18 protein-coding genes are annotated in these 13,666 nt (G+C 69.6%); 7 read left to right on the plus strand and 11 right to left on the minus strand.

The features are described 5' to 3' along the window. Positions 1–38: 38 nt before the first annotated feature. Complete coding sequence (locus tag AB0H54_RS07285; protein ID WP_357343471.1) at positions 39–374, plus strand: metalloregulator ArsR/SmtB family transcription factor; 336 nt, start codon at positions 39–41, stop codon at positions 372–374. Positions 375–402: 28 nt separating this feature from the next. On the opposite strand, the gene AB0H54_RS07290 is transcribed toward AB0H54_RS07285, so the two are convergent. The 6 genes from AB0H54_RS07290 to AB0H54_RS07315 all read right to left on the minus strand — a co-directional run bounded on the left by AB0H54_RS07290 (position 403) and on the right by AB0H54_RS07315 (position 4,680). Then, a complete protein-coding gene (locus AB0H54_RS07290; protein WP_357343473.1) occupies positions 403–711 on the minus strand; it encodes an antibiotic biosynthesis monooxygenase family protein in 309 nt (102 codons plus the stop codon). Positions 712–725: 14 nt separating this feature from the next. Further along, entirely contained in the window at positions 726–1,175 is a 450-nt protein-coding gene (locus AB0H54_RS07295) for a hypothetical protein (protein WP_357343475.1), read from the minus strand. 95 nt (positions 1,176–1,270) lie between these two features. After that, positions 1,271–1,717 carry a MarR family winged helix-turn-helix transcriptional regulator gene (locus AB0H54_RS07300; RefSeq protein WP_355276094.1) on the minus strand — a complete coding sequence of 149 codons (447 nt, stop codon included), beginning with the start codon at positions 1,715–1,717 and terminating at the stop codon, positions 1,271–1,273. A 62-nt stretch (positions 1,718–1,779) separates the two neighbouring features. After that, positions 1,780–3,150, minus strand: coding sequence for an aldehyde dehydrogenase family protein (locus AB0H54_RS07305; protein WP_357343477.1), 1,371 nt, complete (start codon positions 3,148–3,150; stop codon positions 1,780–1,782). Next, entirely contained in the window at positions 3,150–4,232 is a 1,083-nt protein-coding gene (locus tag AB0H54_RS07310) for an AMP-binding protein (RefSeq protein WP_357343479.1), read from the minus strand. Before AB0H54_RS07310 ends, AB0H54_RS07305 begins: the two co-directional genes overlap by 1 nt. Before the next feature lie 130 nt (positions 4,233–4,362). Continuing rightward, positions 4,363–4,680, minus strand: coding sequence for a hypothetical protein (locus AB0H54_RS07315; protein WP_357343481.1), 318 nt, complete (start codon positions 4,678–4,680; stop codon positions 4,363–4,365). Between the two features lie 196 nt (positions 4,681–4,876). Here AB0H54_RS07315 and AB0H54_RS07320 point away from each other — a divergent pair, with 196 nt between their 5' ends. Continuing rightward, complete coding sequence (locus tag AB0H54_RS07320) at positions 4,877–5,746, plus strand: Ig-like domain-containing protein (RefSeq protein ID WP_355276088.1); 870 nt, start codon at positions 4,877–4,879, stop codon at positions 5,744–5,746. A 28-nt stretch (positions 5,747–5,774) separates the two neighbouring features. Here AB0H54_RS07320 and rsgA read toward each other — a convergent pair whose 3' ends face one another. Next, on the minus strand, positions 5,775–6,776 hold the full coding sequence (gene rsgA / locus AB0H54_RS07325; RefSeq protein ID WP_357344244.1) for a ribosome small subunit-dependent GTPase A: 1,002 nt from the start codon (positions 6,774–6,776) through the stop codon (positions 5,775–5,777). Then, entirely contained in the window at positions 6,773–8,083 is a 1,311-nt protein-coding gene (aroA, locus tag AB0H54_RS07330; protein WP_357343483.1) for a 3-phosphoshikimate 1-carboxyvinyltransferase, read from the minus strand. Before aroA ends, rsgA begins: the two co-directional genes overlap by 4 nt. A gap of 84 nt (positions 8,084–8,167) precedes the next feature. On the opposite strand from aroA, the gene AB0H54_RS07335 reads away from it, so the two are divergent. Continuing rightward, positions 8,168–8,941: an SOS response-associated peptidase gene (locus tag AB0H54_RS07335; RefSeq protein ID WP_357343485.1), complete on the plus strand. Its 774-nt coding sequence runs from the start codon at positions 8,168–8,170 to the stop codon at positions 8,939–8,941. A gap of 64 nt (positions 8,942–9,005) precedes the next feature. Here the strand turns inward: AB0H54_RS07335 and AB0H54_RS07340 are convergent, their stop codons facing one another. Together AB0H54_RS07340 and ybaK are read right to left on the minus strand one after the other, a co-directional pair. Then, the gene (locus AB0H54_RS07340) at positions 9,006–9,317 is read right to left on the minus strand and encodes a hypothetical protein (RefSeq protein WP_357343486.1); all 312 of its coding nucleotides are present in this window, start codon (positions 9,315–9,317) and stop codon (positions 9,006–9,008) included. A 99-nt stretch (positions 9,318–9,416) separates the two neighbouring features. After that, entirely contained in the window at positions 9,417–9,908 is a 492-nt protein-coding gene (gene ybaK, locus AB0H54_RS07345; RefSeq protein ID WP_357343488.1) for a Cys-tRNA(Pro) deacylase, read from the minus strand. A 132-nt stretch (positions 9,909–10,040) separates the two neighbouring features. Between ybaK and AB0H54_RS07350 the strand changes: the two genes are divergently transcribed. The 4 genes from AB0H54_RS07350 to AB0H54_RS07365 all read left to right on the plus strand — a co-directional run bounded on the left by AB0H54_RS07350 (position 10,041) and on the right by AB0H54_RS07365 (position 13,109). Next, positions 10,041–10,784: a sigma-70 family RNA polymerase sigma factor gene (locus AB0H54_RS07350; protein ID WP_355276080.1), complete on the plus strand. Its 744-nt coding sequence runs from the start codon at positions 10,041–10,043 to the stop codon at positions 10,782–10,784. Positions 10,785–10,795: 11 nt separating this feature from the next. Next, the gene (gene rsrA, locus AB0H54_RS07355) at positions 10,796–11,059 is read left to right on the plus strand and encodes a mycothiol system anti-sigma-R factor (protein ID WP_218718691.1); all 264 of its coding nucleotides are present in this window, start codon (positions 10,796–10,798) and stop codon (positions 11,057–11,059) included. 288 nt (positions 11,060–11,347) lie between these two features. Beyond that, on the plus strand, positions 11,348–11,563 hold the full coding sequence (locus tag AB0H54_RS07360; protein WP_189026708.1) for a biotin/lipoyl-binding carrier protein: 216 nt from the start codon (positions 11,348–11,350) through the stop codon (positions 11,561–11,563). A gap of 31 nt (positions 11,564–11,594) precedes the next feature. Beyond that, positions 11,595–13,109: a histidine kinase N-terminal domain-containing protein gene (locus AB0H54_RS07365; protein ID WP_357343490.1), complete on the plus strand. Its 1,515-nt coding sequence runs from the start codon at positions 11,595–11,597 to the stop codon at positions 13,107–13,109. 111 nt (positions 13,110–13,220) lie between these two features. Here the strand turns inward: AB0H54_RS07365 and AB0H54_RS07370 are convergent, their stop codons facing one another. Continuing rightward, positions 13,221–13,475 carry a WhiB family transcriptional regulator gene (locus AB0H54_RS07370; RefSeq protein WP_022567051.1) on the minus strand — a complete coding sequence of 85 codons (255 nt, stop codon included), beginning with the start codon at positions 13,473–13,475 and terminating at the stop codon, positions 13,221–13,223. Between the last annotated feature and the right edge of the window lie 191 nt (positions 13,476–13,666).

A 13,666-nucleotide genomic window follows, 5' to 3' on the forward strand; every position in this document is an offset into this window, starting at 1 on the left:
GCGGCGGTGTCCAGTCGAGGACTAAGCTGAACGCCGTCATGGGAGAGCCACGCACACTGGACGGATCGCCGGTCGAGCTCGGTCGGCGCGCGATCGGCGACGTCGAAATCGCCACCTGGGCCCAGCGATTCGACCTGCTCTCCGACCCGAACCGCCTGGAGATCCTGCTGTGCCTGCACCGCACCCCCGGCATCAGCGTCGGTGAACTGGCCGCCGCCATCGGCCGCACCGAGAACGCGATCTCCCAGGCCCTGCGCGTCCTGCGCCAGGAAGGCTGCGTCGCCTCCAGCCGCGAAGGCCGCACGGTCACCAATCGCCTGGCCGACCCGATCATCCACGAAATCCTGCACACCATCGGCGCCAAACACGCCTGACGCCGATGGCGGCGAGAAGCCGCGCGGCTCAGGGGAATTCGGCGACGACCTGGTAGAGGGCGGGGTTGGCGCTCGCGACCCGGCGGGCCTGGTCGACCGACGCGACGACGGTGGGGTTCAGACCGGCGGCCTCGCAGGCCTCGGCGCTGTCCCAGTGCGCGACGTTCACCAGCTGGAAGCGGGAGTCGGGCAGCAGGGCGCGGTGCAGGCGGACGTCACGGAAGCCGGGGGCGGTGCGCATCAGCGCGACGCGCTCGCGCCACTGGGCGACGAAGGCGTCGACGTCGGCGGCCGGGACTTCGATGACATTGATGAAGGTGACACCCTGGTCGGTCATGTCGGGACTCTCTTTCAGCTCGCGGATCCGGGGCGGACGATCATGAGGACGACGACCGCCGTCCAGAGCAGGTTGTAGATGCCGGCCAGCATCGACAGCGTCTTCAGGCGGCTGCCCGCGTCGGGGGTGTCGAGGGCCTGGCGCTGGAGTGGGTGGATCTGCACGGCGAGCAGGCCGCCCGCGATGGCGGTGGTGATCATGGCGACGGTGATCCAGATTTCGTTCATCCGGCCCTGGAGGGTGGCCAGGACGATGCCGATCACCGGGACGATGATCGCGAGTTTGGCGTAGTTGCCGGTGATCCGGTGCAGGGCGACCGCCACCGAGCGGCTGCGCACCGAGTCGGGATCGGGGCCGCCCGCCGCTACCGGGGCGTAGCGGGGGAACAGGCTGGTCGCGACCGCCGAGCCCCCGACGAAGACGATGCCCGCGACCACGTGCACGGACAGCAAGAGATGTTCCACCTGTCGACTCCCTCCGACCTTCAATGTGACTGAAGCTTAGCTCGAGTTTCAACAACATTGAAGGTCGGCTGGGTCACGTCCGGTGCGAACGCTGGTCAGGCGGGCGACGCGCCGGTGAACGCGGCGACGATGGCCGCGCCGACGCGCCGCTGAATCGGGTCGGCGTCGGGTCCGAAGAGCTGAGTGTCGACCTGGGTCACCACTTTTCGCGCCTCACCGAGCAGCCGGGTGCCCGCCTCGGTGAGCTCGATCGCCGAGGCCGATCCGGCGCGCGCGGTGCGGTCCTGCACCAGCCCGGCCGCGACCAGCGACTTCACCGCGGTGTGCACGCTCTGCACGCTCGTTCCCGACATCCGCGCCAGCTCGCTGAACGACGCCCCCGGCACGCCGTTGATGTGCCCGAGGAGCCCGAGCCTGGCGACCGTGAGGTCCAGTGGGGCCAGCCCGGCGCTCAGTTCGGCCTCGACCCGGCGCGACAGCGTGATCACCAGGATGGTCGGGCTCATCGCCGGTGGCCGGGGGCGCGGGTTCTCGGTGGTCACCCGGTCATTTTCGCGTACGCGCCCGCGCCCGGCGGGGACAGGCCGGGCGCGAGCGCGCCGGATCAGATGCCGGAGCGGATCATGCCCTTGCAGCGCATGAGGAATTCGGCCAGGTAGCCGTCGTGCGGAACGCCGGGTCGCAGCCAGGTGGTGGGATTGTCGCCGAGGTAGAGATTGGTGATGGTCGGCTCGGTCAGCAGGGCGTCGACCAGATCCGCGCGGGTGGTCATCGCCGTCAGCACCAGCGTGTCCCGCAGGGGCGCGATGCCGTCCGCGGGCTGCCACGGCCCCACCCAGACGCACGGGAAGGCCAGTTCGACCCCGAGCTGCGGCGCGGTCGCGGTGTCGACCAGGTGCACGGCCGGGCGCAGCACCGCACCGCCGGAGGGGAGTTCGTCGACGATGGTGTCGCCGCCGAGCAGCGGTGTCGCCGTGCCCGCGACCTCGTGCAGGTACTCGTCGATCGCCGTCACCGTCGGCAGCGGCTGCACGGTGAGGATGGCGTCGGGATGGTCGGCGGGCAGGCTCGGGATGCGCTCCAGGCGCTCGGCCAGCGCGCGGGCCACCGGTTCCGGGTCGCCTTCGACCAGCACCCCGGTGGTGCAGGTGCAGGCGGTGCCGCCCAGATGACTCACCGAATCGGCGATCACGTCGATCCGCTCCCGCCAGTCCACGTCGGCGGTGATCAGGATCTTGGACCGGCCGGGGCCCTGGGTGAGCACCCGCGAGCTCGTGCCGTACTTGTCGACGACGTCCTGACCGCCGTAGACGATCGCGTAGTCGGCCTCGGCGATGATCACATCGGCGGCGGCGTAGTCGGTGGGCAGCAGGGTGATCGTCGCGGGCGGGAACCCCGCCATCCGCAGCGCGCTCACCAGCCGGAAGGCGGTGAACGGCTCGCGTGCCGAGGGCCGGACGACGACCTTGTAGCCCAGCGCCAGTGCCTCCGGCCAGAGCCCGTGCACCGCCGGGGTGTTGCCCGCCGCGTGCACCGCGAACACCTCGCCCTTGCGGACCCACACGCCCGCACCCTCGCGGGTGCGCTCGTCGGACCATTCCGCGACGGCGCCCTGCGGCATCGCCGAAGCCAGTGTGTCGCTTTGCGAGCGCAGGACGTCGGCGACCCACTCGGCCGACTGGCGCACCACCTGCTGGGGCACCCCGGACACGGTCGAGACGATCCGGATGTACTCCTCGGGATCGAGCCCGCCGATGGTGGCGGTGGTGAACAGCTCGGCGGCCTTCGCCATGAGGGCGAAGCGTTCAGCGGCCGGGACAGTGGGCGCCGCCCGCATGGCGGCGATCGCGCGCCGGACGAACAGGGCCGGAACCTGGCCCAGCTCACCGACTTCGGTGCCGTCCAGGGCGGTGATCGGAATGCGCTGCCTGGCGTGATACGCGCCGGCGGGCCCGAGGGCGTCGATCTCGATCATCAGTACACCCCCTCGATGACGGACTTGTCGGCGAAGGTCTGCACCGGCCGCACATCGGCGACCGCGCAGCCCAGCGTGCCCGGCGCGGGTTCGGCGCGCAGCGCGGTGTCGCGCTCCAGATTGTTCGGCAGCAGCGCGTATTTGGTGAGGTGGTTCATCACGACCTGACCGCGCTCGCCGTCGGCGACGTCGTCACCGGTCGCCGGATCGACCACGCGGAACGCGATGTAGGGGCTCGGCGTGTCGAACACGGCCAGCCCGTCCGCGCGCTCGACATCGCGCTCGCGCGACATGCCGAGGATGGTGGTGCTGCCGTAGAGGCCCTTGAGCGGGATGCCGGGAAAGACCTCCTGCCGCAGGATGTCCCTGGTGTCGGCGTCCATGTGCGCGCCGCTCCAGCACAGGAACTTCACCTGCTTGCGGACCGCGTCGACCAGCTCCTCGCGCCGGGCCAGCCGCTCGAGCAGCGGCGGGGTCGCGATGAGGATGCCGACCGACTGGGTGGTCAGGATGGCGGCGGCCTGGTCGATCAGGTGCTCGGCGTAGCGGTCGGCGCCGTCGGTGTCACCGGAGCCGATCAGGTACTTGATCCAGCGCGGGTCCAGGTCGACGGTGAACTTCACGCCGTGGTGCCTGTGGGCGCGCCGGGACGCGAACTCCCCGAACATGTGTGGGCCGCTGGGCGCGATGGCCAGGGTGTTCGTGGTCCCGAGGTCGGCGTAGTGGTGCTCGTCCCAGGACAGCGCGAACTCCATCCAGCGCTCGAACATCACGAACCGCTTCGGCGCGCCGGTGGTCCCGCCGCTCTCGAAGATCCCGGCGATCTCCCGATCCGCGCCGCGCAGCCCGCGCGGGATCAGATCCTCCACCGCGACATCGCGGAACTCGTCGATCACGTTGGGGAACAGGCGCAGATCGTCGAAGGTCCGCACGTCGGTCCGTGGATCGAAGTCGAGCCCGGCGGCCCGCCGTAACCAGTACGGACTCCCGGTGTCGGCACCGAAATGCCAGCTCATCAAGGCCTGGACGTAGTCGTCGGGATCGATGTCGACAGCGTCCAGGTCGAGGATGTCGGAACACATGGCACGGCCTCCGAGGCTCGCAAAAGATGGGCGTTTTGCGAGGTTCATCGTTCCGCGCCGGAGGCCGTGCGAGCCCACGGTGGCGCCCACGTCGATCAGACGATAGGAACGTCCATGGTCCGCCGGTGGATCAGGCGGGGAGGGCGGGGATCGTGCGGGCGTGGGTGATCTCGGGGGAGACCGTGATGATGTCGCAGGCGGCGAGTAACCGGTGGGGGAGATCGGCGCCCAGGTGGGTGAGGTCGGGGGTGACCACGGCGGCGGCCTCGGTGGTGGTCACCACGTCGAGCAGGCGGCCGAGCGGGTCCATGGTGCGGTCGCTGAAGACGACGGTCTTGGTGAAGCGGTAGCCGAGTCGTTCGGCTAGGGAACGGATCTGCGTTTCGTCCCAGGATTGGGCGACACCCGAGATGTCGCGGCGCAGATAACCGATCGCCGGTGGCTTCATGGGGGAGACGCTACCGGCGCCGGGTGTCCGTTGCCGGGAACGCGAACCAACGTGAGTCGAATTCGCAATCTGAATGAGACTCATTTCGGATTTCGATCCGCCGGGGTGCCGCTGCGTGATCTACTGCTCGCCAACTCGGGCGATGGAACGCCTCGACGAAGATGTCGAGGGCGCCCGGTGTACGTGGGAGACAACGATGGTGGACAGAAGAGTGCAGCGGGTAGCCGGTTCGATGGCCGCGTTCGCGGTGGCGGCCGGCTTCGCGGTGGCGGCGATGCCGGCGACGGCCTCGGCCGCGCCGGGAACGATCACCTGGAACGACGGGAACAGCAAGTTCACCCGGACGGTGTCCAACACCAACCCGGTCGTCGGCGACACCGTGACCGTGACGACGAAGTTCGAGCGCACCGGCATCCCGGTCGAATACATCTACAACATCAAGGACCTGCACCCGGCGTGCCTGACCCCGGTCGCCGGCTCGGCCAAGATGGGCGGTGACCAGGTCCAGCTCGACACCTCGTCCTCGGACTGGGTGCGCGCCGAATTCGGCATCACCAAGTACCCGGTGTACCCGAACATCGAGCCGAAGTCGCAGACCTTCGAGGTGCAGTACAAGGTGGGCGTGAACTGCGCCCGCGACACCCCGCTGCCGACCTCCATGCACTACGGCGGCTCGCTCGGCGACGGCACCTACCAGGGCAAGGGCCCGAACATCACGGTGTCCAGCGACGCCGTGTCGAGCACCGTGCTCACCGACGTGACCGGCGCGCAGGTCGGCAAGGCCGTCACGCTGGAGGCCAGCGTCTCGCCCGCGGCGGCGGGCGGCACCGTCCAGTTCAAGGCCGGTGACAACGTCCTCGGCGACATCCCGGTCGCCGCGAACGGCAAGGCCACGATCGTGTGGACGCCGGGCGCCGCGGGTGCCTACACCATCGGCGCGACGTTCTCCGGCCGCAGCGGCGTGGCCAGCTCGTCGACCACCAAGGTGGTCACCGTGGCCGACGTGCCGACCGATCCCGGCCCGGGTGACGGCGGCGGTACCGGCACCGGATCCTTCGGGTTCTGAGCACCCCTCCCCGGCACGGAATCGGTTGCTACCAGGTCTCGTTCGAGATCAGCGCGGTCAGCAGCTGACGAATCGCGGCGACCCGCCGCTCCGTGCCGGGGAGCTGGTCCAGCGCGCACTCCGGATCGGCGGGCGGACCCAGGTGGGTGCAGCCGCGCGGACAGTCCTCGATGGCGTCGGCCAGGTCGGTGAACGAGGCGATGACGTCGTCGGGCGTGATGTGGGCCAGCCCGAACGACCGCACGCCGGGGGTGTCGATCACCCAGCCGCCCGCGGGCAGCGGGAGGGCCACCGACTGGGTGGAGGTGTGCTTGCCCTTGCCCACCCCGGACACCTCGCCCACGGCCCGATAGGCATCGGGCACAAGACGATTCACCATCGTCGACTTGCCGACCCCGGAATGCCCGATCAGGGCGGTGAGCCGGTCGTCGAGCAGTTCCAGCACCGGCTCGATCGGGTCATCGATCCCGGCGTAGAGGATCTTCAGGTCCAAGCCATCGAAGGCGGTCGCGAATTCGGATTCGGCGACCAGATCGCGTTTGGTGAGCACCAGGATCGGTTCCAGCCCACCGGCGTACGCGGCCACCATGGCCCGCTCGACGAACCCGGTGCGCGGCGGCGGATCGGCCAGCGCGACCACGATGAACAACTGCTCGGCGTTGGCGACGACGATCCGCTCGAACGGATCGGTGTCGTCGGCGGTGCGCCGCAGCACGGTGCTGCGCTCGGCGACCCGCACGATCCGGGCGAGGGTGTCGGGCTTGCCGGTGAGATCGCCGACGACGTCGACCTGGTCGCCGACCACGATCGGGGTGCGGCCGAGTTCCCTGGCCCGCATGGCGACGATGCGCCGGTCGGCGTCACCGTCGAGCACACAGCCCCAGCGACCGCGGTCCACCGAGACCACCATGGCGGCCTCGGCGTCGTTGTGCTGCGGACGGGTCTTGGTGCGCGGACGCGAGGCCCTGCCCGGGCGGACCCGGACATCGGATTCGTCGTAGCTGGCTGCGGTACGGCCGCGGCGGCTCAGCGCGCCGCTCCCTCACCCGATAGGGCGGGGTCGAGCATCTGCTCCCACAGGGTGACGAAGGTCGGCAGCGTCTTGGCCGTTGTCCCGATGTCCTCGATCTCCACGCCGGGCACCCGCAGGCCCAGAATCGCGCCGGCGGTGGCCATCCGGTGGTCGGCGTAGGAGTGCCACTGTCCGCCGTGCAGCGGGGCGGGCACGATCTCGAGGCCGTCCTCGGTCTCGGTGACATCGCCACCGAGGCGGTTGATCTCGGTGGACAGCGCCGCGAGCCGGTCGGTCTCGTGGCCGCGCAGGTGCGCGATGCCGCGCAGGTGCGAGGGCGAGTCGGCCAGGGCGGCCAGCGCCGCCACGGTCGGGGTGAGCTCGCCGACGTCGTGCAGGTCGATGTCGATGCCGGCCAGGCGGCCGGGGCCGCGCACGGTGAGCACGCCGTCGAAGATGCGCGCCTCGGCGCCCATCCGGACCAGGATCTCGCGGATCACGTCACCGGGCTGGGTGGTGCCGCGCGGCCACATCGGGATGCTCACCTCGCCGCCGGTGACCGCCGCCGCGGCCAGGAACGGGGTGGCGTTGGACAGATCGGGCTCGATCTCCCAGTCGACCGCGCGGATCGGGCCCGGCTCCACGGTCCAGGTCTGCGCGCTGCGCGAGTCGGCGGGGGTGTGCACGGTCACGTCGGCGCGGCGCAGCATCTCCACCGTCATCTCGATGTGCGGCATGGACGGCAGCTGCTTGCCGTCGTGGTGGACGGTGATGCCCTCGTCGAAGCGGGCCGCCGAGAGCAGCAGGCCGGAGACGAACTGCGAGGAGCCCGAGGCGTCGATGGTGACCGCACCGCCGCGCAGGCTGCCGGTGCCGTGCACGACGAACGGCAGCGCGTCACCGTCGACGTCGAGACCGAGCTTGCGCAGGGCGTCGAGGATGGTGGTCAGCGGGCGGGTCTTGGCCTGCTCGTCACCGAAGAAGGCGACGTCGCCGGTCGCCAGCGCGGCGGCGGGCGGCAGGAACCGCATGATGGTGCCCGCCAGGCCGCAGTCGACGGCGGCACTGCGCAGTGGCGCCGGGGTGACCTCGAGCGTCTCGGCGTCACCGAGGATCTCGGTGCCCAGGCTCTGCAGCGCCTTGATCATCAGGTCGGTGTCGCGGCTGCGCAGCGCACCGGTGAGGGTGGACGGGCCATCGGCCAGTGCGGCCAGGATGAGCGCGCGATTGGTGATGGATTTCGAACCGGGCAGGGTCACGGTCGCGTGGACGGGGACCTCGATATGGGGCGCTGGCCAGAAACTCACCCGCCCATCTTCGCGCATGTGCGGTCCGGACACACGGGTGGTGTGGAATTCGGTGTGGTCGCGTCGCCGCCGGGTGTCGGTCCCCGGTGAGACGATGGCCGTATGTGCGGACGATATGCGACGACCACGAATCCGGGTCGGCTGGCGGCCGAACTCGACGCGATCGACGAGACCGATCTCGACGCGGACCAGCAGGAATCGGCGGTCAGCTACAACGTGGCCCCGACCAGCCAGGTGCTGACCGTGGTGGAGCGGCACGAGCACGGCGCCCCCGACGACGACCCGGCACTGCGGGTCCGGCGCATGCGCTGGGGCCTGATCCCGGCCTGGACGAAGGCGGGTGAGCCCGGCAAGCCGGCCAAGGGCAAGCCGCTGTTCAACGCCCGCGCCGACCGGGCGGTCACCGCGCCGTCGTTCCGCGACGCCGCCAAGCACAAGCGCTGCCTGGTGCCGATGGACGGCTGGTACGAATGGCTGGTCGAATCCGCCCCGACGGAGCAGGGCAAGGCCGTCAAGCAGCCGTACTACATGGCGCACGCGGACGGGTCGCGCCTCTACATGGCCGGGCTGTGGTCGGTGTGGCGCGATCGGGACGTGCCCGACGCCGCGCCGCTGCTGTCGTGCACGATCCTCACCACCGACGCCATCGGCGACCTGGCGAAGATCCACGACCGGATGCCGCTGCCGATGCCGCGCGAGCACTGGGACGCCTGGCTCGATCCCGACCATCCGGCGCCGGCCGAACTGCTCGCCGGTGCCTCGCCCGCCGAGGTGGCGGCGATCGTGGCGCGGCCGGTGTCGACCCTGGTCAACAGCGTGCGCAACAACGGGCCCGAGCTGCTCGACCCCGCCGCGGACGTGCCGAGCCTGTTCTAGTCCGGAGGCGGAGAACGGCGGGGCCGGGTCGGCTCGCGCCGATCCGGCCCCGCCGTGTGCGTCGTCAGAACTTGCACTTCACCGCGTCGGTGGCGATGTTCAAGCCGCACTTGACGATTCCGGTGGCCAGATCGATCAGCACGGTGGCGACCCCGCCGCCGAGCTTCTCCGCCTTCTCGGCCTTCTCGTCCTTCTCGGGCGCGGCCTGGGGGGAGTTCTTGGTGGTGCCGGGACCGTTGAGCGGGAAGTCGCTCGGGTCGGTCGGCGCGGACGGGGCCACCGGCGGGATCGCGGTGACGGGCGGGGCGAAGGCGACAGCGCCGAAGGTCAGGACAAGAGCACCGGACAGGGTGGCGATCGTCGAACGAGCGGACATTTCTCGCATCACATCCTCGGGTCGAATCGGTCGTACCGGGCGCGGACTGCGTCGCAGTGAATTCGGAACGAAACGCCGATCGGATGGCCGCGCGCCGCGCTAGGCGGTGATCGGGGCCGTGACGGCGGCCGCCGCGCGCACCAGGTCGGCCGGCGCCAGCTCGATCTCGAGGCCCCGCTTGCCCGCGCTGCACAGCACCCGGTCCCAGTCCAGCGCCGAGGCGTCGACGACGGTCGGCAGCTTCTTGCGCTGGCCCAGCGGGGAGACGCCACCGAGGACGTACCCCGTGGTGCGCTCGGCCTTGGTCTTGTCGGCCATGCCCGCCTTCGGCGCGCCCAGCGCCGCGGCGGCCGCCTTCAGCGACAGCTTGGCCGGTACCGGCAGCACCGCGACGGCCAGCGCGCCGGTCGACAGTTCGATCACCAGCGTCTTGAAGATCTGCGCGGCCGCGACGCCCAGTTCGCCGCCCAGCGCGTCGACCGCCTCGTCGCCGAAGGACTCCGCCCGCGGATCGTGGGCGTAGGCGTGGACCCGGTGGGCGATGCCCGCACCGGTGAGGACCTTGATCGCGGGAGTCGACGCGGCTGCCATGAGCGTCACCCTAACCACGCTCGTGCCCCGCTCGGCAAACACATTTCCTACCGTCCGGGAACACGGATGCTGGGGTGCCTGTTGCACACAAGTGACAAGCCCACCCGCCGCCGAACTCGCGAAGGAGAGATAGTGACACTGCTGCTCGAGGAGCGTCCTGTCTCGCCGCAGGGTGCGCGATTGCCTTTCGAATCCGTGGTGCCGGTAGATTCGGCTACTACGGCGATCGAAGGGATTGGTGTGACGAGCGACGATGACGTGGTGCCTGCCGAGGCGTCCGGCTCGGAAGTCGACGAAGCCGAGCTGGCTGCGCGGTTCGAGCGCGATGCGCTCCCGATGCTGGACCAGCTCTACGGCGCCGCTCTGCGCATGACCAGGAACCCGGCCGACGCCGAGGACCTGGTGCAGGAGACGTACGTGAAGGCGTTCCAGGGGTTCAAGTCCTTCAAGGAGGGCACGAACCTGCGGGCCTGGCTCTACCGGATCCTGACCAATACCTACATCAACTCCTACCGCAAGAAACAGCGCCAGCCCGCGCAGTACCCGACCGACGAGATCACCGACTGGCAGCTCGCCGCCACCGCCGAGCACTCCTCGACGGGCCTGCGCTCGGCCGAGGTGGAGGCGCTCGACGCCCTGCCCGACGACGAGATCAAGGCCGCGCTGCAGCAGTTGCCGGAGGAGTTCCGGATGGCGGTGTATTACGCCGATGTCGAGGGTTTCCCGTATAAGGAAATCGCCGACATCATGGGCACCCCGATCGGTACCGTGATGTCCCGGCTGCACCGCGGCCGCAAGCAGCTCAAGGGTTTGCTCGCCGACGTGGCGCGCGAACGTGGATTCGACCGTGGGGAACGCCAGGAGGTTACGAAGTGAGCGACCCCGACATGGAGATGGACTGCACCGCGGTACTCGCGGACGTGTGGCTCATGCTCGACGGCGAATGCGACCAGGCCACCCGGGACCGGCTCCAGGAGCACATGGACCACTGCAGTCCGTGCATCGAGGCCTATGGCATCGAGGAGAAGATCAAGGGCCTGCTCAGCCGCAAATGTGGTGGTGAGCACGCTCCGGAGGGCCTGCGCGACCGGCTCAAGCTGGAGATCCACCGGTCGATCACGGTCACCAGGATCGAGACCACCGAGGGCTGAACGCCCGGGTCAGGACACAGAAAAGGGGCACCCGACGGGTGCCCCTTTTCCGTACTCCGAGCGCAGCTCAGGAGTTGGGCCGCTTGCCGTGGTTGGCTGCGTTGCCCTTGCGGCTGCGCTTCTTACGTCCACGCTTACCCATAGGTAGCTCCCTTCTCTGGGTCCTCCCCGCCGGAGCGCGGAGCACGATCTGATCGAGAGCCATTGTTTCATGTGTGATTGGCTGTAGCTTCGGCGGATACGGCCATCGCGAATCGCGGTGGCCGAACGACTAGTGAACGGGGTGCCATGCCTGAAGAAGTGCGCGCGGAGATGGTCTCGACCGTGCTCGCTGTCGAGGTCGCGGTGGGCGAGCATGTGCGGGTCGATCAGACCCTGGTGCTGCTCGAGTCCATGAAGATGGAGATCCCGGTGCTCACCGAGGTCGAAGGTGACGTCACCTCGATCGATGTGGCGCCCGGACAGGTCCTCCAGGCGGGCGACCTGATCGCCACCATCGCCTGACCCGCACCCGGAAGCGAAGCGTAGATCCACCGTGGCAACTCTGAGCGAGTTACTGGCCGAACACACCGACCTACCCGGCATCGCCGTCGATCATCTGCAGCGGGTGGTGGGTGACTGGCAGTTGCTCGCCGACCTCTCGTTCTCGGACCTGCTGCTGTGGGTCGGCGCCGGGCCGGTCGCCGAGGGCGCCGATGTCGTGTGCGTCGCCCAGATCCGCCCGACGACGGCACCGACCGTGCACCTGGACGACAAGGTCAGCACCACGGCCTCCCGCACCGACTTCCCGCAGGTGTTCGACGCCCTGCTGACCGGCGAGACGGCGCGGACCGACAGTGAGGTCGAGGTCAGCGCGGTCTATCACCCCAGCCCGGTGCACGCGATCCGGGAGGCGATCCCGGTGCGCTGCGGCGAGGACGTGATCGCGGTGCTGAGCCGCGACTCCGATCTGCAGCGGTCCCGGGTCCGCAGCACGCTGGAGACGGCGTACGTCTCCTGCGCCGACGACCTGTGCCAGATGATCGCCGACGGCAGTTTCCCCACCCCGGAGGACCGTGCGGCGACGCACTCCAGCCCGCGCGCGGGCGACGGCTTCATCCGGCTCGACACCGAGGGCATCGTCGTCTACGCGAGCCCGAACGCGCTCTCGGCGTATCACCGGATGGGCATGCAGGCCGACCTGGTCGGCCAGGATCTCGCCGTCACCACCCGCTCGCTGATCACCGACCCGTTCGACGCGCAGGAAGTGGTGGCCGACATCCAGGCCGCGCTGGCCGGGCGCACCGGCCGCCGGATGGAGGTCGAGGCGCGCGGCGCGACCGTGCTGCTGCGCACGCTGGTGCTGCGGCCGGGCGGCGAACTGGCCGGGCCCGCGGTGCTCGTGCGCGATGTCACCGAGGTGAAGCGGCGCGACCGCGCGCTGCTGAGCAAGGACGCGACGATCCGCGAGATCCACCATCGGGTGAAGAACAATCTGCAGACCGTGGCGGCGCTGCTGCGCCTGCAGGCGCGCCGCACCGAGAACCCGGAAGCCCAAGTGGCGCTGACGGAATCGGTGCGCCGGGTGACCAGTATCGCCTCGGTGCACGAGATGCTGTCGATGTCGGTGGACGAAGAGGTCGACCTCGACGAGGTCGTGGACCGGCTGCTGCCGATCATGGCCGATGTGGCCACGGTGCACACCGCGCGGATCAAGGTCCGCCGGGCGGGCTCGCTCGGGGTGTTCTCCGCCGAGCGGGCGACCCCGCTGGTGATGGTGCTGACCGAACTGGTGCAGAACGCGATCGAGCACGCCTTCGACGCGGGGCAGAACGGTACCGTGACGATTCGGTCGGAACGGTCGGCCCGCTGGCTCGACGTGATCATCAGCGACGACGGCCGTGGCCTGCCCTCGGGGTTCAGTCTGGAGGGTTCCGACCGCCTCGGCCTGCAGATCGTGCGGACCCTGGTGACCTCGGAACTCGGTGGTTCGATCGGCCTGCATCCCGGTGCCGACGTGGGCACCGACGCGGTGCTGCGGGTCCCGCTGGGCCGCCGCTCCGGACGATAGAAAGTCCGAAAACCGCTGTAGGGCAACAATAAACCCGGCACCGCGAGGTGCCGGGTTCTCACATGCGTTACCGGGCCGGGCTGAATGGCCCGGCAACGCCTCCTTCGTCGACTAGACGGAGGTACGCGTACGGGTGCGCGCGTTGCGCCGCTTGAGCGCGCGACGCTCGTCTTCGCTCATTCCACCCCACACGCCGGCATCCTGTCCGGACTTCAGGGCCCACGACAGGCAATCGGCAGTGACGGGGCAGCGGGCGCAGACCAGCTTGGCATCGGCAATCTGCGCGAGCGCAGGACCACTGTTACCCACCGGGAAGAACAGCTCGGGGTCCTCGTCGCGACAGATGGCCTTGTGGCGCCAGTCCATTCCTCTGCTCCTTTGCGCGGGCGCCACAAAGGGCACCTCTGGTTAGTGGATCGTTCACTTGTGCGACTCGAATGTTTCCGCACGGTTGCTTGTGAATGCTTTCACGAACACCGTAGATGTCAATAGGTGTCCGGCGCACCGTGGGGGAGATCACGCTCTAAGGTGCCCGCAGGGGGAACCCGCCCGGTCCT

The sequence above is a fragment of the Nocardia sp. NPDC050718 genome (genome assembly GCF_040654235.1).
Lineage (GTDB): Bacteria > Actinomycetota > Actinomycetes > Mycobacteriales > Mycobacteriaceae > Nocardia.